This is a genomic window from Pseudomonas sp. GW822-FHT01E03 (assembly GCF_058802985.1).
Genome location: NZ_JBXAOQ010000015.1, coordinates 13,925 through 32,632, shown reverse-complemented (window position 1 = coordinate 32,632; position 18,708 = coordinate 13,925). Strand labels below are relative to the sequence as shown.

The 18,708-nt window shown below is 52.9% G+C and carries 19 protein-coding genes and 1 pseudogene; 5 read left to right on the top strand and 15 right to left on the bottom strand.

Annotated elements, in window-relative coordinates:
• Nucleotides 1-102 precede the first annotated feature (102 nt).
• Together AC1RP7_RS24720 and AC1RP7_RS24715 are read left to right on the top strand one after the other, a co-directional pair.
• Nucleotides 103-804, top strand: a complete 702-nt coding sequence (locus AC1RP7_RS24720; protein ID WP_007985461.1) for a response regulator — start codon at nt 103-105, stop codon at nt 802-804.
• 4 nt (nt 805-808) lie between these two features.
• Nucleotides 809-2,110: an ATP-binding protein gene (locus AC1RP7_RS24715; protein WP_493180965.1), complete on the top strand. Its 1,302-nt coding sequence runs from the start codon at nt 809-811 to the stop codon at nt 2,108-2,110.
• Nucleotides 2,111-2,157: 47 nt separating this feature from the next.
• Here the strand turns inward: AC1RP7_RS24715 and AC1RP7_RS24710 are convergent, their stop codons facing one another.
• The 5 genes and pseudogenes from AC1RP7_RS24710 to AC1RP7_RS24690 form a co-directional block, all read right to left on the bottom strand.
• Entirely contained in the window at nt 2,158-2,919 is a 762-nt protein-coding gene (locus tag AC1RP7_RS24710) for an anti-sigma factor family protein (protein ID WP_493180964.1), read from the bottom strand.
• Nucleotides 2,919-3,401, bottom strand: a complete 483-nt coding sequence (locus AC1RP7_RS24705; RefSeq protein WP_371318492.1) for an RNA polymerase sigma factor — start codon at nt 3,399-3,401, stop codon at nt 2,919-2,921. The genes AC1RP7_RS24710 and AC1RP7_RS24705 overlap by 1 nt, the downstream gene beginning before the upstream one ends.
• Before the next feature lie 66 nt (nt 3,402-3,467).
• Nucleotides 3,468-4,010, bottom strand: a complete 543-nt coding sequence (locus tag AC1RP7_RS24700; protein WP_057714697.1) for a tetratricopeptide repeat protein — start codon at nt 4,008-4,010, stop codon at nt 3,468-3,470.
• A 503-nt stretch (nt 4,011-4,513) separates the two neighbouring features.
• A complete protein-coding gene (locus AC1RP7_RS24695) occupies nt 4,514-5,467 on the bottom strand; it encodes a D-2-hydroxyacid dehydrogenase family protein (protein ID WP_407515538.1) in 954 nt (317 codons plus the stop codon).
• A 13-nt stretch (nt 5,468-5,480) separates the two neighbouring features.
• Nucleotides 5,481-5,762, bottom strand: a pseudogene (locus tag AC1RP7_RS24690) (alpha/beta fold hydrolase); the annotation flags it as partial.
• A gap of 75 nt (nt 5,763-5,837) precedes the next feature.
• Here AC1RP7_RS24690 and AC1RP7_RS24685 point away from each other — a divergent pair.
• From AC1RP7_RS24685 to AC1RP7_RS24675, 3 genes are read left to right on the top strand one after another with little or no spacing between them, the layout of a single operon-like run.
• On the top strand, nt 5,838-7,382 hold the full coding sequence (locus tag AC1RP7_RS24685) for a recombinase family protein (RefSeq protein WP_493180963.1): 1,545 nt from the start codon (nt 5,838-5,840) through the stop codon (nt 7,380-7,382).
• Nucleotides 7,383-7,412: 30 nt separating this feature from the next.
• Entirely contained in the window at nt 7,413-7,784 is a 372-nt protein-coding gene (locus AC1RP7_RS24680) for a Rap1a/Tai family immunity protein (protein WP_493180962.1), read from the top strand.
• Nucleotides 7,785-7,836: 52 nt separating this feature from the next.
• Nucleotides 7,837-8,211 (top strand): Rap1a/Tai family immunity protein, encoded by a 375-nt coding sequence (locus AC1RP7_RS24675; RefSeq protein WP_493180961.1) that lies wholly within the window; start codon nt 7,837-7,839, stop codon nt 8,209-8,211.
• Nucleotides 8,212-8,282: 71 nt separating this feature from the next.
• On the opposite strand, the gene AC1RP7_RS24670 is transcribed toward AC1RP7_RS24675, so the two are convergent.
• The 10 genes from AC1RP7_RS24670 to AC1RP7_RS24625 all read right to left on the bottom strand — a co-directional run bounded on the left by AC1RP7_RS24670 (nt 8,283) and on the right by AC1RP7_RS24625 (nt 18,648).
• A complete protein-coding gene (locus AC1RP7_RS24670) occupies nt 8,283-8,711 on the bottom strand; it encodes a hypothetical protein (RefSeq protein WP_493180960.1) in 429 nt (142 codons plus the stop codon).
• A gap of 548 nt (nt 8,712-9,259) precedes the next feature.
• The gene (locus AC1RP7_RS24665) at nt 9,260-9,967 is read right to left on the bottom strand and encodes a recombinase family protein (protein WP_493180959.1); all 708 of its coding nucleotides are present in this window, start codon (nt 9,965-9,967) and stop codon (nt 9,260-9,262) included.
• A 1,223-nt stretch (nt 9,968-11,190) separates the two neighbouring features.
• Nucleotides 11,191-12,492 carry a hypothetical protein gene (locus AC1RP7_RS24660; protein ID WP_493180958.1) on the bottom strand — a complete coding sequence of 434 codons (1,302 nt, stop codon included), beginning with the start codon at nt 12,490-12,492 and terminating at the stop codon, nt 11,191-11,193.
• Nucleotides 12,493-12,836: 344 nt separating this feature from the next.
• The gene (locus AC1RP7_RS24655; RefSeq protein ID WP_493180957.1) at nt 12,837-13,100 is read right to left on the bottom strand and encodes a hypothetical protein; all 264 of its coding nucleotides are present in this window, start codon (nt 13,098-13,100) and stop codon (nt 12,837-12,839) included.
• Nucleotides 13,101-13,394: a hypothetical protein gene (locus tag AC1RP7_RS24650; protein WP_493180956.1), complete on the bottom strand. Its 294-nt coding sequence runs from the start codon at nt 13,392-13,394 to the stop codon at nt 13,101-13,103.
• A 63-nt stretch (nt 13,395-13,457) separates the two neighbouring features.
• Entirely contained in the window at nt 13,458-15,671 is a 2,214-nt protein-coding gene (locus AC1RP7_RS24645) for a hypothetical protein (protein ID WP_493180955.1), read from the bottom strand.
• Entirely contained in the window at nt 15,668-16,096 is a 429-nt protein-coding gene (locus tag AC1RP7_RS24640) for a hypothetical protein (protein WP_493180954.1), read from the bottom strand. The genes AC1RP7_RS24645 and AC1RP7_RS24640 overlap by 4 nt, the downstream gene beginning before the upstream one ends.
• A gap of 4 nt (nt 16,097-16,100) precedes the next feature.
• On the bottom strand, nt 16,101-16,691 hold the full coding sequence (locus AC1RP7_RS24635; protein WP_493180953.1) for a hypothetical protein: 591 nt from the start codon (nt 16,689-16,691) through the stop codon (nt 16,101-16,103).
• 100 nt (nt 16,692-16,791) lie between these two features.
• On the bottom strand, nt 16,792-17,004 hold the full coding sequence (locus AC1RP7_RS24630; RefSeq protein WP_493180952.1) for a hypothetical protein: 213 nt from the start codon (nt 17,002-17,004) through the stop codon (nt 16,792-16,794).
• Nucleotides 17,005-17,712: 708 nt separating this feature from the next.
• A complete protein-coding gene (locus tag AC1RP7_RS24625) occupies nt 17,713-18,648 on the bottom strand; it encodes an alpha/beta fold hydrolase (protein ID WP_493180951.1) in 936 nt (311 codons plus the stop codon).
• Between the last annotated feature and the right edge of the window lie 60 nt (nt 18,649-18,708).

Genomic DNA, 18,708 nt, shown 5'->3' with positions numbered 1-18,708 from the left:
TGATGTGAACACGAATGTTGTGAACACCACCGACCACTGTGGGAGCGAGCTTGCTCGCGATGGCGGCATATCTGGCGCCACGGCTCTTTCTGGAAACACCCCATGCCCAACATCCTCCTGGTCGAAGACGACACCGCCCTCGCCGAACTGATTGCCAGTTACCTGGAACGCAACGGTTATTCCGTCAGCGTGATCGGTCGCGGTGACCACGTGCGCGAACGTGCGCGGCTCAATCCGCCGGACCTGGTGATCCTCGACCTGATGCTGCCCGGCCTCGACGGCTTGCAAGTCTGTCGCCTGCTGCGCGCCGATTCGGCGACCCTGCCGATCCTGATGCTCACCGCCCGCGACGACAGCCACGACCAGGTCCTGGGCCTGGAAATGGGGGCCGACGACTATGTCACCAAACCCTGCGAGCCGCGGGTGCTGCTGGCCCGGGTGCGGACCTTGTTGCGCCGCAGCAGCCTCAGCGAGCCGCAGACTGCCAACGACCGCATTCTGATGGGCAACCTGTGCATCGACTTGTCCGAGCGTACCGTCACCTGGCGCGAGCAATTGGTGGAATTGTCCAGCGGCGAGTACAACCTGCTGGTGGTGCTGGCCCGGCATGCCGGAGAGGTGTTGAGCCGCGACCAGATCCTGCAACGCTTGCGCGGCATCGAATTCAATGGCACCGACCGTTCGGTGGACGTGGCGATTTCCAAGCTGCGACGCAAGTTCGACGACCACGCCGGCGAGGCGCGCAAGATCAAGACCGTGTGGGGCAAGGGTTACCTGTTCAGCCGTTCCGAGTGGGAGTGCTGAGCCGATGTTCAGAATCCTCTTTCGTTTGTACCTGGTGACCATCGTCTCGTTCAGCGCGGCGATCTATCTGGTGCCGGATCTGGTGGTCAAGGTGTTCCAGGAACGCTTTGTCACCTACAACCTCGATTACTCGCGAGGGCTGCAAACGCTGATCGTCAAACAGTTCCATGGGGTCCCGGCCGAACAGTGGCCGACCCTGGCCGCTGAAATGGACAAGGACTTCTCTCCTCTGCACATCGTGCTCAGCAGCAATGACGACAGCAGCCTGACGCCCGATGAACAGCAGCGCTTGCGCCGCGGCGAGAACGTCGTGCGCGTGGGCGACTGGGGCTGGCGCACGCTGGCGGTCGCGCCGCTGAACGAGCGCACCGTGGTGCAAATGGTCGTGCCACCGGATCCGCTGGACGTCAATCTCTTGTACTGGAGCATCAACGTCCTGATCGGCGCGACCATGCTCGCGTGCCTGTTGTTGTGGCTGCGCCCGCACTGGCGTGACCTGGAGCGCCTCAAGGGCGCCGCCGAACGCTTTGGCAAGGGCCACTTGGGCGAGCGCACGCAAATTTCCCCGAGTTCCAACATCGGCAGCCTGGCCAGTGTGTTCGACACCATGGCCGGCGACATCGAGAACCTGCTCAACCAGCAGCGAGACTTGCTCAATGCGGTGTCCCACGAGTTGCGCACGCCGCTGACGCGCCTGGATTTCGGCCTGGCGCTGGCCCTGTCCGACGACTTGCCGGCGGCCAGCCGCGAGCGCTTGCAAAGCCTGGTGGCGCACATTCGGGAACTCGATGAATTGGTGCTGGAGCTGCTGTCCTACAGTCGCCTGCAAAACCCGGCGCGGCTGCCGGAGCAGGTCGAAGTGTCGATGGATGAATTCATCGACAGCATTCTCGGCAGCGTCGACGAAGAAATGGAGTCTCCGCAAATCGTCATCGACGTGTTGCTCCACGGCCAGCTCGAACGCTTCAGCCTGGACCCGCGCCTGACCGCGCGAGCCCTGCAAAACCTGCTGCGCAACGCCATGCGCTATTGCGAGAAGCGTATTCAGATCGGTGTGCAGGTCTATGCCAGCGGCTGTGAAATCTGGGTCGACGATGATGGCATCGGCATTCCGGATGACGAACGCGAGCGGATCTTCGAACCTTTCTACCGCCTCGACCGCAGCCGCGACCGCGCCACGGGTGGTTTCGGACTGGGACTGGCGATCAGCCGCCGTGCACTGGAAGCCCAGGGCGGCACGTTGACGGTGGAAGCCTCGCCGCTGGGCGGGGCTCGGTTTCGTTTGTGGTTGCCGGCTTTGGCCTGACGCGCTTCGCAGGCGCTGCCGCAGCGCCTGCGTTGTGCCAGGGATTCTCAGGTGCTCAGGCGACTACGCAGCAGTTTCGCCATCTCCTCCAGGTCCGCCATCGGCTGATGCCCGATCAGCATCCAGGCGTGTTCCATGTCAGCCCAATACACGATGTTCAGCTCGCGCCGCTGTTCCCGGGCGAAATGGCGGCTGCCGCTGTTGGAGCGGGTAACACACAGCGCCATGGGGCCATGGGCCGGATCGAGGTAGGTGATCTGGGCGATGGGTGCACCGTCGTACTCGAGGATTTGCGCGCGCTTGAACTCGGCACGGGGCAGGCTCAGTTTTGCCGGCACGAGGTTGAGGCCCAGACGCGCATCGATCGTGCGCAGTTGTGCCCGTTGGGCAGCTTCATCGCCGGGCAGGTGATCCAGGGTTTCCGGCACATAGAGCGCCATGTAATCGGCCACCAGGCCGCGCCAGCTATGTGACTGTTGGCTCGCTTGCCAGCCGAGGAACAAACGGTCCGCCAGCACGCCGCCGGCCAACAGCCCGGCCGCGGCGGCCAGGAACCAGCGTCGATTGAGCCCGGGGCGGGCGGGTGAGGGCAGTGTGGCAAGCATGGTTTGCAGGCGATCGACCGGCGCCTGTCGGGTCAGTTCATCGTAGGCGTCCTTGAACGGCAGGCTGCTGCGATCCAGCCATTGCAGGCGCAGGCCGAGCATCGGGTCGGCGCTGATAGCCGCGTCGATGCGCGAGCGCTGCTCGGCATCGAGTTGGTTGTCGAGGTAAGCCACCAGTTGTTCGTCCGAGGGTATCGCGTTCATCAATGTTCTCCTCGGTTAGGGGTGGGCACCGTGTGCAACGGTGGATATTCGGCCAGTTTCGCCCGAGCGGCGGCCAGGCGACTCATGACGGTGCCGATGGGCACTTGCAGCACCTCGGCGACTTCGCGGTAGGACAAGCCTTCGACATAGGCGAGAAACACCGTTTCGCGCTGGGCCTCGGGCAAGGCATCGACGCGGCGGATGACTTGCGCTGCCAACACGTGGGTTTGCGCCACGGATTCACCATCGAACGACAAGGCCTGATCGGCGTCTACCTGGCCTTGCCCCTGGCGCACCCGCCGGGCGCGGACTTCGTTGAGCCAGATCGAATGCAGAATGCTCAGCAGCCAGTGGTCCATGCGCGTTCCCTGCACGTATTGTCCGGCCCGTTCCAGCGCCCGCAGGCAAGTGGCTTGCACCAGGTCATCGGCGACATGCCGTTGCCGGGACAGCAGCAGGCCGTAGCGCCATAAACGCGCCAGATGCTGGTTCAGTTCCGTTCGTATTGCCTGATCGCTGGCGATGGCGACCTCCGTCCGCTCGGGTTGTCAGGTTTTCGATGAACCGTTGATGGCTTCGGCCAGGTCCTGGTACTCCTCGCACTGGGTACTGCCACAGATGGATTCGATCTGCCGCAGTTGCTCCTGTGCAAGATCCAGCCGGCCTTTGACCACATAGGCTTCGCCGAGGTATTCGCGGACCTGCGCATATTGCGGGTCGAGCTTCACCGATTGCAGGTAATAGCCGATGCCTTCGTCGGTACGTCCCAGTTTACGCGTGGCGTAGCCGCGATAGTTCAACGCTTTTGCGGTATTTGGCTGTTTCAGCGTGTCGAGCAGGGCCAGGGCTTCTTCATAACGCCCGTCCTTGGCCAGTCGATAGGCATAGTTGGTACGGTCTTCGTCCGGCACCAGGCTACTGGTCTGACGGACGCAACGTTTCGATTTGCTATCGAACACCTGACCTTTCGGGCAGTTGGGTCTGATGGGCGCGTCGTCGTCCCCGCCACCGCCGTTGGCCAGGGCGAGGGAACCGGACAACGCAACGGCCAGCAACAGAGGGGGCGTCAGAACAGCAAAACGAATATTCATGGGCTTTGCTCCAGAGCTTCATGGGTTCAGATCGGGGCGCGTCCCGCTAGACGCAGTGCAAGGTTGATGTGACGAGAACACCGCAGCATGAACAATTATTCGTTACGCCCTGATGGTGTTTTCAAGGAAAACTCATATCGGGGCGGATGCATGGTTTTTGTGCCTCGTGCAGCGTTGTGTGCGCCGAAGAGTCCCTGTGGGAGCGAACTTGCTCGCGACGCGGAGTGTCATTCAACTTTGATTTCGACTGATACACCGCTATCGCGAGCAAGCTCGCTCCCACAGAGGGTTTGTGCCGGGCAAAATTACTGCGTCCGCCGATGTAGCCCTGTGGGAGCGAGCTTGCTCGCGATGCGGAGTGTCATTCGACGTTGATGGCGACTGAGCCTCCGCTATCGCAAGCGAGCTTGCTCCCACAGAGGATTTGTGCCGGGCACAATTACTGCGTTCGCCAATGTAGCCCTGTGGGAGCGAGCTTGCTCGCGATGAACGATGACGCGGTATCAACCCAGCAAACGAATCGGAGCACCCGCCGACCAGGCCTGAATGTCCTCGATCATTTGCGAGAAAAACAGCCGGTAGTTCTGTTGGCTCACGTACCCGACATGGGGCGTCGCCAGTACATTGTCCAGGGTCCGGAACGGATGGTGGGCGGGCAGCGGTTCCTGCTCGAAGACGTCCAGGGCGACACCGGCCAGCCGTTGTTTCTGCAGCGCCTTGATCAGCGCTGCTTCATCGACAATGGGGCCACGCGCGGTGTTCACCAGCAGCGCCGAGGGCTTCATCCAGCCAAGGGCTTGTGCGTCCACCAGACCGCGGCTGCGCTCGCTGAGCACCAGGTGCACCGACAGCACGTCGGCCTGTTCGAACAGTTCCTGTTTGCTGACACGGGTCACACCGACCTGCGCCGCGCGTTCGGCGGTGAGGTTTTCACTCCAGGCGATGACACGCATGCCGAACACCTGACCGAACTGCGCGACTCGCTGACCGATGCTGCCCAGACCGAGGATGGCCAGTGTCTTGCCATGCAAGTCGCCACCCAGGCCTTGCTGCCATTGGCCGGCGCGCAGGGCATTGGCCTCGACCACCAGGTTGCGGGTCGCGGCCATGATCAGCGCCCAGGTCAGTTCCGGTGCGGCGTGTTTGTAGCTGTCGGTACCGCTGACCTGAATACCCAGCGCGGCAGCGGTTTTCAGGTCCAGGGCCGCGTTGCGCATACCGCCGGTCACCAGCAGCTTGAGCTTGGGCAGGCGCCTCAGCAGGTCTTCATCGAAGCGGGTGCGCTCGCGCATCACGCAGATCACCTCGAACCCGGCCAGGCGCTCGGCCAGGGATGAGGTATCGGTGGGGTAGTCATGGAGAAAACTTACCTCACCGACGCTGTCCAGTACCGACCAGTCCACTACATTGCGCGCCACATCCTGCCAATCATCGATCACTGCAATCTGCACAGGCATCAGCCTTTCCTCTTCAATGCACGGGGTTGGTCTTGTTCAGCCAGGCGAGCAGGGCCTGGTGGAATCGGGCCGGTTCTTCCATCTGCGGCGCGTGGCCCATGCCGGGGAATTCGACCAGCGTGGACTGGGGAATCAGCCCGGCTACCTGTTTGCCGAGGACGTCGTAGTGCCCGATCTTCGCCTTGACCTCGGGTGAGGCGATGTCACTGCCGATGGCGGTGGTGTCGGATGTTCCGATCAACAGCAAGGTCGGCATCTTCAGGTTCTGGAATTCGTAATACACAGGTTGAGTGAAGGAAGCGGCAATGTGTAGAAGAGTGATAAACTCCAATCCATGAGGCCGCAAGCCCAACAACCACAGAGGTTAACGATGCCCAAGGCCATTTCCTACATTCGATTCTCGACTGGTAAACAGGCGAAGGGTAGCAGCCATGAACGACAGACCGCCATGCTTGATCGGTGGCTCTTGGACAACCCCGGATACCCGTTATGGAGCAAGAGTTTTAAGGACTTAGGAATCTCTGGTTCTGATGGTAGCCACCTTAAAGCGGGCTTTGGCGAACTCCTTGAAGCTCTTGATAAGGGGGCAATCCAACCCGGCGACGTGGTTCTGGTTGAAGCTGTTGACCGGATTGGGCGCCTTGAACCTATGGAAATGTTGCCGCTGTTGTCTCGCATCGTGAGTAGTGGCGTAGACATCGTGACGCTGGACGATGGCATCAGGTACAACCGTGAATCAGCGAACAGCAACCATCTGTTTCTTCTGGTGGCAAAGGTGCAACAGGCTCACCAATACAGTGACGCTCTCAGCCGTCGAATGAAGGCCAGCTATACGTCACGCAAGAAAGCAGCGGCTGAAGGCGTTACACCAAAGCGAAACACCCCTGTGTGGCTCACGTCTGAAGGTGAGTTGATTCCAGAGATTGCACCGCTCGTTAAGCAAGCCTTTGAAGACTACGCCTCTGGCCTTGGCGAGCGTCGAATTTTTGAACGCATCTTTGAAGGCAATGACAATCCGCTGTTAGCACGTATGGCGCCTAGCACCGTGAAGCGTTGGATGAACAATCGTACAGCCATAGGCGAGTGGAACGGGATTCCTAACGTATATCCGGCTGTAATCGAACCTGAGCTGTTCTATCGTGTGCAGAAGAGAAAGGAAGAGAAGTTTGCTCCTAGGGGCGCCCCGACTAAACATCGCTTCACTGGCCTTGTGGTTTGTGCTGAGTGTGGGAAGAACTTCAACACTAAGCACTATCAAGCTACCGGTCTGACGTCGATGGAGTGTTCCAGTCGTGCTCGTAGAGGTTCTGTAGGCTGTTCTAACAATCGTTCTATTCCTGAGCCTGTCATTGCCGTTGCCTTTCAGTTTACGAACGGTAAACACATCATGAAGGCTCTTGAGGGTCAACAACTCACGGCTTCACAGAAACGTGACATGGAACTTGAAGGCGAGATTGGTGAAGTTAACAAGAAGATCAATCGTGTTGTGTCAGCTATTGCAACTTTTGATGATGAAGAGCAGAAAAGTGATGAGCTGATTCAAGCGTTGAAGACGTTTCAAGCAGAACGTAGAGTGTTACAGGCAGAGAAGGAGGGTTTGATAACTGATAGTTCAGCAAGCGTCATGGACAAAGTGACAAACATCAAAGACATTCTCAAGGATGAAATGAAGGCTAACGCGTTGCTGCAATCCGTTGGTTATCAACTGGTGTGCCATGTTGACGGGCGTGTGACGTTTGAGAATGAAGTGTTTGTGTATGAAGGCTGGGGCAGGGCTGAAGACGTTCATAAGGTTATGGTGCCAGATGGTAGGAGAATCAAACTCCCTATTCAACGAAAAGGCAAGATTTCAAAACTGAAGGCTGTAGATGTGTCGCAGCTTGGAAAGCTTGATCTGTCAAAGGGCTACAGTTAAATAATAACTACAGGATAGGACGTGCGCACCATGAAAGCAGGGTTGATGGCGGTTGCTCTGGTTGGAATGCTGGGGAGTGGGGCTGCTATGGCAGCAGGCACGGGGTGGGATGGAAACACACTTCTAGGAGAGTGTCAGTCGGCTATTCAGATGATAGACTACGCAACAAAACCATCCAATAGCGACTATGCCAGTGGGATGTGCTTAGGACAGGTTGCAGGGGTGAGATACATGATGGACGATTCTGGCGACTACGGTGCGTGCTTTCCAAAGGACGGCATATCCAACACGCAAGCTACGAGGATTGTCCTGAAGTACCTGAGAGATAACCCGGCGATATTGCATAATGAAGGGCGGTTTCTGATAGTGACTGCACTCCATGAAGCATTTCCTTGCAAGTGATTACACTGGTTAGATTTCAGAAAAGTGAAGCCCGCGCACTTGGAGTGTCAGAATGAAAGCATGGATATGGTTTGTTGCATTGTTGGGCTTGTCGGGGGGCGGCATGGCCCAAGCCACAGATGGAAATGTTTTACTGAAGAGCTGTCAGGCAGCAGTCAGGATGATGGATACAGAGCAAGCTTCTCAAAGTGACAGTATGGATATTGGGCAGTGCTTCGGAATGGTGGAAGGTGTAAGAGGTGTCTTGTTTGTCTATGAAAAGAGCGTACCTCAAAATCTTAGGGTGTGCCTTCCAAATGGTGGTATTAACAACGGGCAGGCCGCACGAATCGTAAGCAAGTATCTGCACAATAATCCGGCAGATTTGAATTTGGATGCAACGCTTCTAATGATCCTTGCCTTCAAAAGTGCTTACCCTTGCAAATGATTCTACTGGTTCTATTCCAAAATGAATAAAGCCCGCTCAGTGGCGGGCTCTTTCAACATCTGTCAGCAATATTACTGTGTAAACTCTTCTAACTCTTTCTCAGCGGCTTCTAACTCTTCCTGCATTTTGGCAATTGCAGCTTTCAAGCGGTCAACCTCAGCATTCAAGCTTTGGGCGTAAGCTTCCTGCAACTTTGCAATCTCAGCTTTGATAGCCTTGGGAGTGGTAGGGATGGCAGAAGCAGGCGCTTTGCTCGGGATTGGTGTGGTTTTCAGTTTCTTATCAGCAGCCCAAAGTCTAAAGGTGGCGTAAGGTGGAACCACTACCCCTTTGGCAGCTTGTTCCTTCAGCCAAGGCAATGTCTCCTTAACACCGGATGCAGCGTAATTAGCCAGCAAAGCTTGCTTGTCGCACATAGCGCCTTTTGTCTGAACGTAGCTGTGCTGAGCGCTCCAAGATTGGCCTTCACCTAGAACGGTTCCTGCTGGCATATCACTCATTTTCAAATCCTCATGCTGTGTTGTGTGGCGTGCATGATAGCTCGTTCTAGTTGCGTTCTACAATGGAATGTCAGAAAAATTCTAGAACCAACACACCGTTCTGTATCCTGTGATAACCATTTTCACATCAGCATCCTGTGCTTTCGCACACAGAATTCTACACTTTTTGAGAGGGTTGGCTTGGCTGGAGGCCACACGCTGTACGGGTTTCAGCTTGAAGAGGGTCAGCTTAAAAGGGGATAAAAAGGTACAGCAGATATGGGGGCGTTTTCTGTACAGACTTCAAATCCGCCGCCAGTCAGGAATGACATTTCAGGGTGCGAGCAGGTGTGTACGCTGGAAAATAAGACAGGGGCGTTTTCTGCACGAGAACCATCGCCCGCGCCAAAATTTTCAGCCTCATATTTATGGAGCTTGGTTTTCCAGCCAGAAATCTAAGCTGGGAAAGGGGGTTTGCTAGTGCTACTCAATGGCGAACAGCGGGCCAAACAGAAAGTGTCCAAGCGGAACCACAAATAACCCTGAGCCCTCTGTAAGCCTCTACAGGCTCAGAAGGAGACGTTGAGAGCGATCATCAGACGGCGTACTGCTGTTGGTGTGAACTCGCTTCCACGGGCTGTACGAAGTCCCTTAGCGTTGAGGCAATCAGCTACAGACTGAAGCGTCTTCACTTTGTCATGCAGGCAAGCCTTTAGGTGCGGCTCTAGGGTTGCTTGGTACGTGTTGACGTTTGCCATTCTCTGATTGTTGGCGACGGTGATGTCAGCAACTGCACGTCCCTTTGCCAGTGCATCAGACCTGTTCTGAATCTTCTGCACTGCTACAACATCACCAGCATCAGCACGACTCTGAAGGGCTGCCAGAGCTTCACGGGTACGGCCTGAAATGAACTCCCGTTCTTGTTGGGCCAGGGCTGCGTACAGGTGCAGTTCGAATGTCTGTGCTTGGGGCATGGTTGCCACTTTGAACTTGGTGGTTTTCATCAAGCCTGCAATGTGATGAACGTCACGGCTCAAACGATCAAGCTTTGCCACTACCAACTGTGCGTCTTGCTCCTTGCACAGTGCCAAAGCTTTTGCACCCTCAGGACGGTCTTCAATGGCGAGCTTGCCAGATGCCACGTCTACGAATTCACCAATGATGTTCCAGCCATTCTGTTGGGCTGCACGGTCGATGTACTCACGTTGGGCCTCCAGACCCAAACCAGAATCGCCTTGGCCTCGGGTTGATACTCGAATGTACGCGACAACTTTCATGCTGCACCTCCGTTGTGTGTGAGGGCAGTTTAAAGGTCGAAACCTGAAATTGTCAATTGGGAGAACGACCGTTACAGCAAATGACATCTGTGAGTTCTGCCAAATGACAAATGGAAAATGTCAGCACTGGACGTTGGAATTTGGTGATTTGTCATTGTCAGAAAGCTGGAATGACCGTTTGTCACCTTCGATCAGGTTTCAACTGGAATGTCTTGCACGGGGCTGTGATTTGTGAGTGCAGGGGCAGGGCAGGATTGTAATTTTTACAGTTTTGCCATTTCCGCCGCCGCTGAAGAAAAAGCATCGCGCTTGGTAGATAAGCTAAAGCTCACGGGTACATTGGGGAGAGAGCGCGGTAAAACGGGTTATTCGCCACGTTCAAGGGCTTCTGATCGGCTGAGGGCCAATGAAATCAAGGGTTGTACGCGACTGGCTGACACCAGAACAATGATTGCTGTATGGGAATACAGTGGTTTATGCTGGGTTAATTGATCGTTTTTTGATCAATTCTGATTCCGACGCATTATACAAAGAGGACTAGGCACCAAGGCCAAGGGCCAGGAATTCGATTGTGACGCACCATACAGAGAGAAGGGCGTTTCCATTTCGGTTGCATAATACAGACAGGGTGCTTCTCTAACGTTCAGGAGGTGACGTTTCTGAATCCGTTGCACTATACAGACAAGGAGGGCTGTGAATCCGACGCACTCTATAGACAAGGAACATTTCGAATGTTTCGCATTATGAAGAGAGCATTGCTGACAGGGAGTATTACCCTGAACGTACGTTCAGAAGGGTAGTCACCTCAAAGTGAAAATCCATAGACCAACATAAAAACCAATACCACTAAGAACTGACGTTCTTAACTGTCCAGTGCAACCCTGACAAGCCTGCTTGTCGGTAGTAACCTTTTTTAAGGTTGGGTTGATTGTATTTATTAATTTATTGAAAACTCTTTGAGGAATCATATTCCGCATCCTGCTGTACCGTGCGTAACCTTCGGCTGTAGGCCGTAGGGTGATTAACACTGTGAACGACGTTCACGGTAATACCATTATAAGAATGTACGCTGCTGTACGTGAATAACAATGAAAATGGACACACTTTCTGACAGGGTGAATTGGCCTACAGGCCACGTAAATCAAGGGTTACACTGTCAGAGAAGGTACGATAAAAGGTGTCAAAACAGTACAGCAGCTATACGCTGCTTTCTGCACCAATGATTAGAAAGGTGCGTAACCCGGAATGTGCCACAGACTCCACATTGGTTTGTTTGGGTTGGTAAGACGGTACTCAACACCATCTTCCTCATAGATGAGGCCAGAGAGCCTATCAGCCTCTTCCTGACGTTGTGCGTTAACAGTTGCACGCTCATCACGGCTAAGGGCGTAGTAGGCGTTGTGCGCTTCCATACGGGCTTTATAAGCAGCATGCTCAGCGGCTTCATCATCCATCTTGCGAGAAGCAAAGTTGAATCCAAACATCAGCTCTTCTACTTCTTCAACCATAGCGTCAGCATCATGACCTTGCAGGAGGTTGAACAGAGTTTGCAAATGGTCGTCATCAAGAACACCAATCAGATGCTTATGGCTCTTGCCTTCATCGTCAGTGTGCACGGTGTACATCTTGTTGATTGGAGTCAGCAGGAATTCCAGTTCAGGACGGAAAGCAGAGTGACGACGGATTTCAGAGAAGAGGATTTCTTGTTCTGAAGTGGCGTTGAGTTTCATGCTGAATACACGCTTGCCTTGAATCTCAGCACAGGCCATTTGCAATTCTACGGTTGTGCTCTTTGGGTTCTTCAGCACCTTGGCGAAACGATCATGATCAGGGTTTGCAGAATCAATCAGTATCTCAAGGTTAGCCAGTGCCTGGGCTTTGGCAGATGGTTTAAGGCCAGCTTTACGGCAGGCTTCAGTCAGAGTTTCTACACCAACAAACTCTTCAATCATTGTCCAGATGTCAGCGTTGCTCATGTTCTCAGCAACAGACCATTTGGCTTTGAGTTCTAGGCGGCTGATCCATTCGCCCATGCCAGAGCTGAATGCTCCAGTTGCACGGTTACGAGTGCCAAGGCCAACGAAAAGATTCTTAGAGGACAACAGCCCCAGACGGTACTTGTTATTAACTGCATCAACGTGGCAAGTGTGGAAGGTGTTCTTGCCTGTCCTCAGGTTGGCTGTGTTGGCGGCTGTCAGGACGTTGATAGTTGCTGCTGCTTCATCTACGTCACCCCTCCAAGTTGTTAGCACTTGAACAGTCTCTGCTGCACGTACAGCGTCAAGAATGCGGTAACGCTGGTGAGCATCAAGAGGAATGGTGTAAGGCTTCTTGGAACGTGCCTTGGAACGATCAACTTTACGGACAAGAGATTTGCAATCACGCTTGTCATTCTTGCAGTAACACTGATCAGAGCGATTCGGTGTGAATGGCTTCTTGCATGTTTCGAGAAGGCAGCGATGACGGCCATCAGAAAGTTTTACGGGTCTTTGTTTCTTAACGGCTGCTGTGGTGTTTGGTTTCATTAATTTGTGCTCCGACAAGGATAGCTGGGGATAGGGTTTGGTGTTCTAGGTGGTTGCGACGACATACGCCAGAACAGAAGGGTTTAACCTTTGTTACTGCGAATACATGGCCGCATTGCTTACACGTGCAAAGTTTCAATATTGGTACTCCTGTTAGACGTAGTAGTTTTTCTTGACGTATTGTTTAAACTCTTTTTCATCAACTCCATTCTTCACAGCCCAGACAAGGTATCTAACCAATGCTGGATTCAGATATGGAACAGATGGGTTCCACCAGTCAGAGAGATACTGATATGCACCATTAGAAATCGGTTCTTGACGCTCAATAAGTTCGTATAATTGTCTCATCTCCATTTTCCTTCTTTGCGAAGTTGTTCACTGCGATGAGTGCGATTGCTGGTGTGTGGCTTCTTCCTATGGCTGTAATATTCACCAACTTCTAACCATTCCAGAGGTGAAGCATCAGCCGTAGCATGCTCTACGTTGAAATCTGGATATTCTTGTGGGGGTTGGTCTTGCACATTTGGCGTAGGAGCGGGGTTTGAAACGGGGATGTTCTTCTTTAGGCTCAGTCTTGCTTTTGGTACTCGTTGTTCTCGTTGTTCCATTTAGTTTTCCTTGTAAAGTGGCCCTAGCTCCTGCTCACATTCGTTCTTGTCAAATTGTGATAGGCAGATGATCCGGGTTAGTAGTTTTGTGGTTTTAGTAACATCAGAGATTGCAGCTACCATGTTGGCTTGCTTCTCTATGATGCGACTATCGGTATAACGGTGAGATTCTTCTAGCATTTGCAAATCGTATCTTCGCAATTCGTTATATCTTGTAACCGAGTATCCAAGCGTTAATACAAAGCACAGCGTTAAGGCGCCTATAAGCGTCCATACGGCTTTAAGTTTGGTCATGTCGGTGTCCTGTAAAGTTGTTAATTAGAATGCCTCAGAGGCTCTTGTGGAGCCTCTTGGCTGTTATTGGCGCTCTGCCTGTAGAGAACGTGCTACACCAAATGCATTTTGGATTCTTCGGTCGGCAATCGCGGGAATCTCCAAGGCCATTGCACTTGTTCGCTTGTCCATTTCTGCTGTGATGGCGTCCATGAGCTTGGTTCTATCCTCTTCAGTAGCAGACCCATGCAATTCAATGTTAAAGGTGCTGCCTTCGACAGTTGTATTAATCTGTGTTCCAGCGGAAGCACCGGATGCAATGGCGCCAGACATAGGAGAGATGGAAGAGGATTCGTACCTGTTGTAAAAACCAGCCATCTGTTTGATGGTGTCTGCACTGAATTGGAACTGTGGCATTACTCCCGGCATTACTCCCGATTGTTGCCCTAGAGTGTCAGGGGCCAGGTCTTTTGCCTGTTGCTTGTAACTGTCCCGATTGTCTTTGACGTTGAACAGCAAGTTCCACAAGTTGCCAATAGGGCCGCCCTGATGTTGAGAGTTTGCGTCTACATTGGAGTAGTCGTGTGTGCCAACCATGTCCAGAGAGACTGGCATGTCTGCCGTTGTCATTCGTTCTTGCGTCTTCTGCTGGGCTGTCTTCTCGCTACCATCAGGATTCTTATCAGCCGCCATACGAAGCATGGAAGTAGCAAGTTTGGTTAGACCAAGGTCAAAGGATGCAAGAGTTTGTTTCAGTGGCTGGAGTGCTTCATTCAACTCACGCTCAGCTTGGATTCGCTCTTTGATAACACCAGACAGTTCAGCGTCAGAGTTGATGTTGTTGGTGCTTAGGTAAGCTTGGTTGTCTGCTCGCTGTTGAGCAGTGGCTACACTGTTGCGGTTACGCTCAAGTGAATCACCATTGGCAGCTACTAGTTTTCGCATACCTTCGTCATACCAAGAAAACTTAACGCCTTTGCCAGCTTTCAAATCCTTGTTATATGCACCAAGACCTTTCTTGTAGTCGGTGATGTTGTGGTCTTTCATGTACTCCCGGACAACATATGGTGTAAGCATGGGCATCCGGTCATTAATGATATTGGCGTCTGAAGCAGCACCAGTCCCATCGCTTGCCATCTGGCCAAGTTGCTTGTTCAACTCGCGGTTATCTTCTTTCGACGTACCAGCAACGGAGAATGCTTGTTGACGCACGTTCCATGTGTCTGTGATTTGGTCAAGAGTCTTTCCAGCGGCTGCCATGTTGATTGCCAGAGTTCTAAAGTCTTTGGCAGTCTCTGTATCAACTGCACCACCGTTATCATTCTGACTCTTAATGAAAGCATCGCGGAATAGCTTCACAATCCCAGGATCTTTGCTAATCGACATGAACATATTGTTGAAGCCCTGAGCCTCTTGGACACCTTCCTGACGCTCATGGATACGATTGTTCAGAGCGCCGACAGCGGCAGTAAGGCCAGCTATTACAGCTCCCACACCACCAAGAGCAACTAAGCCACCCATGCCACCAAAGCTACCTTGTGAGTTTCTGGCGTCTTGGTTTGCCTGCCATTGCTGTTGGCGAGTTGCTGCCCATTGAAAGCGTTGGTTCTTCTGAGCTTGGTTAGTGGCCTTGTTGGCGTTCGCCTGTTGCAGGCTTGCCATTTGAACAGTGTGTTTGGCTGCACGTTGCTGAGCTGTCGTCTGAGCCTGATTCATAATCTGTTGAAGACGTTGAACCTTGGTCATAGAGGCCAAGTGGTTGTTGTTCGCCTTCTGTGTAGCAGCTTGCAACTTCTGAGTAATGGCAGCCAGTCTTGCTTGCTTGGTCATAGAAGCCGTTACAGCGTTCTGGGAGGCAAGTTGCTGTTTAGTAATACCAGCGCCACGCATTTGTGTAGCATGAGCCTTAGCGGCGATTACAGCAGCCTCTTGCTGGCTCTTTAGAAGGGATGATGTAACCAGAGCTTGTTGCTTTGTTCCGGCATACTTCAACTTCTGTTGTGATAGTTCAGCAGCGAAAGTTGTTCGTTGTTGATTGCCCAATGCCACTTCAGCTTGATGTTGGCGCTTCAACGCTGTATCAAGTCTTGCTTTGGCCTTATCAACTGCCGTTGTATCAATCTTTAGTTTCAGGTCTTTTGACATCTTGGCAGAAAGCTTATCGAAGTCTTTACCAAGCTGTAGCATCTGTTGGGATGCACGTTTCATAATCTGGTTGAAGCGTTGGAAGCCTGCATTGTCAACATTGAAAACTAGCCTGCCTGTTAGCCTTGCAATCTCTTCATGGTGTGCACTCATTGTTTAACTCCTGTGATTGCTCGCTGACGCTTGCGGATTGCACTACCGCCATACGAATGTCTAACTGGAAATGGTGTATGACTTTCTGCCAACCCATTCAGGGTCTTTGTCAGGGTCTTTGCACTGCTGCCAATGTAGAGTGGTGATGCTGTAGTGATATAATTTCGTTCTACAGCCATGTTGTAAAACTCTTCAATGCTTCGGCGTACAATCAAGCCAGAGCTTAGGGTTACAACGTAGCCTTGCTGGGTTGCAAACCAGAACAGATGATAGTCAGGAATGTACCCAAGACGCTGTTGGAAGAATCTGCGAATGTATCGGGTGAACTTGATAATGTTGGTTGGAGTGACAAGGAACACACTGTAATGCGTCCCTGTATCCGTCATTGCTGTTAGGTGCAGCTTCAGTGTGTCTTTATTAAGCACGTGTCTATAGCTCCATAATTGGATATACCTTGTTAGGCTGGAATTTGTTGTGTTGGAAGTTGTACAATGGGGCGTAGCGCCCCAGAGGAGTTACCAGTACGTACTGGATACCGTTGTCAGCAGAAACGGCGTAGCGTGGGTCTGCCTGACGTTTAAGATCAGCTCGCACTTCTTCCATTAGTTTCGCTTTTCTCTCAGTCTCACGGCGTTCAAACTCTTTGAGTACTTCAGCTTCTTGCTGCTCTTGTCGTTTTACTGCCGCGTTGTGGCTTTCAATACTGGCCTTGTAAGCTTCCTCAGCACGAAGTGTGATGACAGGAATATCCAACTCGAAAACTGCTTCAGGCTTACGAGCACTGAAATCGTTCAGCTTTCCGGCAAGCACTGGAATCTCGTAAATCAATTCCCAACCTTGGGCTTTCAAGTCTGCCCATCTTTCAAGTGCTTCATGAGGGGTGCGGTTATAGAAAACTGTACTTCCTGTAGGGTTTGCACTTCCTTCGTAAGCTGGTGCACCAATACGTGCTTGTTCAATGGCTTGTGCAACATATGCTGCTTGGTCTGCCTTGCTGTGTTTCTTAATCTCAAGTTTCATTTTTATCTCCTATTAAAGTGTGTTGTAGTATTCAGTGGCTGCGAAAGTGAGCAGGGCCAGGGATGTGCTGCTTGTTATCATCCAGATAAACAGTTCCATTTCAGATGGCTCCTGCAAGGTATTGGTTTGCAGCATCAATGCCGAAAAGGCGTCTGATCTTGTCGTAGATTCTCTGACGATGTTGCATGTATTCGAATCCGGTTTCTTCTTTAGGCGCCTTTGTTGCAACTGGGGTTGCTGGCAGCCTAACGATGGTTTGCACTTCTGGTTGCTGCACTGTGATGTTGATATTGATTGTTATGTCCATTGGCATGGTGTCTCCTGTGTTATTGAGTTGGTGTTTCGGTTTGTTGTTGCTTCTTACGCTGTCTGTACGCTTTACCTCTGCAAGAGGATGAGCAATATTCAGCAGTATTCAGATATGTAATGTACTTGATGCCACAATGGGCACAGATTCGCATGACCTTCAATGTGGCCTCCGTATGTGTGTGTTTAGGTGTTTGATGTTTGTGAGTTGCGAACGCTGGCGTGCTACAGACGTAGAAAAGGGCAGATTTTTTAGGTCTGCCCCTTACGCCACCATGCCAGATGACAACTTTGAATTTGTTCCGGTTGTTCGCCAGCAAACCGGGGTACTGCTTGAGGCTTATGGAGAGCCCTGCGGAGAGGAACTCGTATGGTGAAATCGAAAACACCAGACGGGAACATAATTAGAACCAGTAACGAGCAACCTACTGGAGAAGGTCAAGGAAACGTATGAGGACGTTGCTCTGATGTGCCGAGGAGGAACCAGCACAACTTGCTAAAACTGGAGGTGTCAGCAAGAGGAAATTTGGGGAGGGCAGGAAAGTTACAAAAACTTTCTATCCCATCTACTGTAATTATAGCAACTGATTCTCATTCTGTCAATACATATTTCACGTAAGTAGTCAATATCATTATATTAATTGATTTTGCGAAGGCTGATAGGGCGTGGCTATGGCGATTGATTGAGTGTGGATGTAGGCAAGTGGGGCAGATTTCACACAGAGACGATTGGATCCAAGCAGGCGGGTTCAGCGATGAAGTGGACGTTGGTTGATAAGGCCAGATGGTCCCACACGGACAACCGGGGGCCACAAGCAGGCGCCTCAATGGCTTGGATAATGTCTTGAATTGACGGCCTGTCGCGGGGTGGATACGATAAACCCCATATTGCTGCATGCTGGGTGAAGATCATGTCGTAGATCAGTGCCGAGTTCCACGCGACTAGCGTATGCCCCGGGCCTTTGTTCAGACCGGCGAGCATGTCGACCCAACGATCGAACTCCGGCTTCCAGCGACCGCCGTAATAGGTGGTGCGTTCGTAGTTGCGGATACCCTCGGCACTGAGTTTGAGTTCGCGCTCGTACCATTGATCAACCGTGCGATAGGGCACACCGAGGGCTTTCCAGTCTTCCAGGCCGATGGGGTTGACCAGCGCCAGTTGCTCGACCTGTTCGGGGTATTGCAAGGCGTAGCGAGTGGCGAGCATGCCGCCGGTGGAATGCCCCAGCAGGGTGGCTTTCTGGATGCCCAGCGCCTTGAGCAATTGCTGGGTGTTCGTCGCCAGTTGCTGGAAGCTGTACTGATAGTGCGCCGGCTTGCTGGAGGTGCAGAAGCCGATCTGGTCCGGGGCGATGACCCGATAGCCGGCGTCGCTGAGGGCTTTGATCGAGGTGTCCCAGGTGGCGCCGCAGAAATTCTTGCCGTGCATCAGCACCACGCTGCGGCCATTGGCCTTGCCGTGGGCGGCGACGTCCATGTAACCCATTTGCAGGGATTGGCCCTGGGAATCAAAGGCGAAGTGCTTGAGCGTGTAGGGGTAGTCGAAACCTTGCAACTCGGGGCCGTATTGCGGCCCTTCGGCGTGGGCGATGACGGGCAGGACGGCGGTCAGTAACAGGCTGGGTAACCAGCGGGAGAAGGGGCGCGACATCGGAGAGCTCCATGGAAAATCCGCCTATATTGGATCGACACGATTAGGGCGGCATTAATC

What these genes read in the sequence shown, in the direction of transcription:
- AC1RP7_RS24720 (WP_007985461.1), top strand. Translation starts at nt 103, where the DNA reads ATGCCCAACATCCTCCTGGTCGAAGACGACACCGCCCTCGCCGAACTG.
- AC1RP7_RS24715 (WP_493180965.1), top strand. Translation starts at nt 809, where the DNA reads ATGTTCAGAATCCTCTTTCGTTTGTACCTGGTGACCATCGTCTCGTTC.
- AC1RP7_RS24710 (WP_493180964.1), bottom strand. Translation starts at nt 2,919, where the DNA reads ATGAACGCGATACCCTCGGACGAACAACTGGTGGCTTACCTCGACAAC.
- AC1RP7_RS24700 (WP_057714697.1), bottom strand. Translation starts at nt 4,010, where the DNA reads ATGAATATTCGTTTTGCTGTTCTGACGCCCCCTCTGTTGCTGGCCGTT.
- AC1RP7_RS24695 (WP_407515538.1), bottom strand. Translation starts at nt 5,467, where the DNA reads ATGCCTGTGCAGATTGCAGTGATCGATGATTGGCAGGATGTGGCGCGC.
- AC1RP7_RS24685 (WP_493180963.1), top strand. Translation starts at nt 5,838, where the DNA reads ATGCCCAAGGCCATTTCCTACATTCGATTCTCGACTGGTAAACAGGCG.
- AC1RP7_RS24680 (WP_493180962.1), top strand. Translation starts at nt 7,413, where the DNA reads ATGAAAGCAGGGTTGATGGCGGTTGCTCTGGTTGGAATGCTGGGGAGT.
- AC1RP7_RS24675 (WP_493180961.1), top strand. Translation starts at nt 7,837, where the DNA reads ATGAAAGCATGGATATGGTTTGTTGCATTGTTGGGCTTGTCGGGGGGC.
- AC1RP7_RS24670 (WP_493180960.1), bottom strand. Translation starts at nt 8,711, where the DNA reads ATGAGTGATATGCCAGCAGGAACCGTTCTAGGTGAAGGCCAATCTTGG.
- AC1RP7_RS24665 (WP_493180959.1), bottom strand. Translation starts at nt 9,967, where the DNA reads ATGAAAGTTGTCGCGTACATTCGAGTATCAACCCGAGGCCAAGGCGAT.
- AC1RP7_RS24660 (WP_493180958.1), bottom strand. Translation starts at nt 12,492, where the DNA reads ATGAAACCAAACACCACAGCAGCCGTTAAGAAACAAAGACCCGTAAAA.
- AC1RP7_RS24655 (WP_493180957.1), bottom strand. Translation starts at nt 13,100, where the DNA reads ATGGAACAACGAGAACAACGAGTACCAAAAGCAAGACTGAGCCTAAAG.
- AC1RP7_RS24650 (WP_493180956.1), bottom strand. Translation starts at nt 13,394, where the DNA reads ATGACCAAACTTAAAGCCGTATGGACGCTTATAGGCGCCTTAACGCTG.
- AC1RP7_RS24645 (WP_493180955.1), bottom strand. Translation starts at nt 15,671, where the DNA reads ATGAGTGCACACCATGAAGAGATTGCAAGGCTAACAGGCAGGCTAGTT.
- AC1RP7_RS24635 (WP_493180953.1), bottom strand. Translation starts at nt 16,691, where the DNA reads ATGAAACTTGAGATTAAGAAACACAGCAAGGCAGACCAAGCAGCATAT.
- AC1RP7_RS24630 (WP_493180952.1), bottom strand. Translation starts at nt 17,004, where the DNA reads ATGCCAATGGACATAACAATCAATATCAACATCACAGTGCAGCAACCA.
- AC1RP7_RS24625 (WP_493180951.1), bottom strand. Translation starts at nt 18,648, where the DNA reads ATGTCGCGCCCCTTCTCCCGCTGGTTACCCAGCCTGTTACTGACCGCC.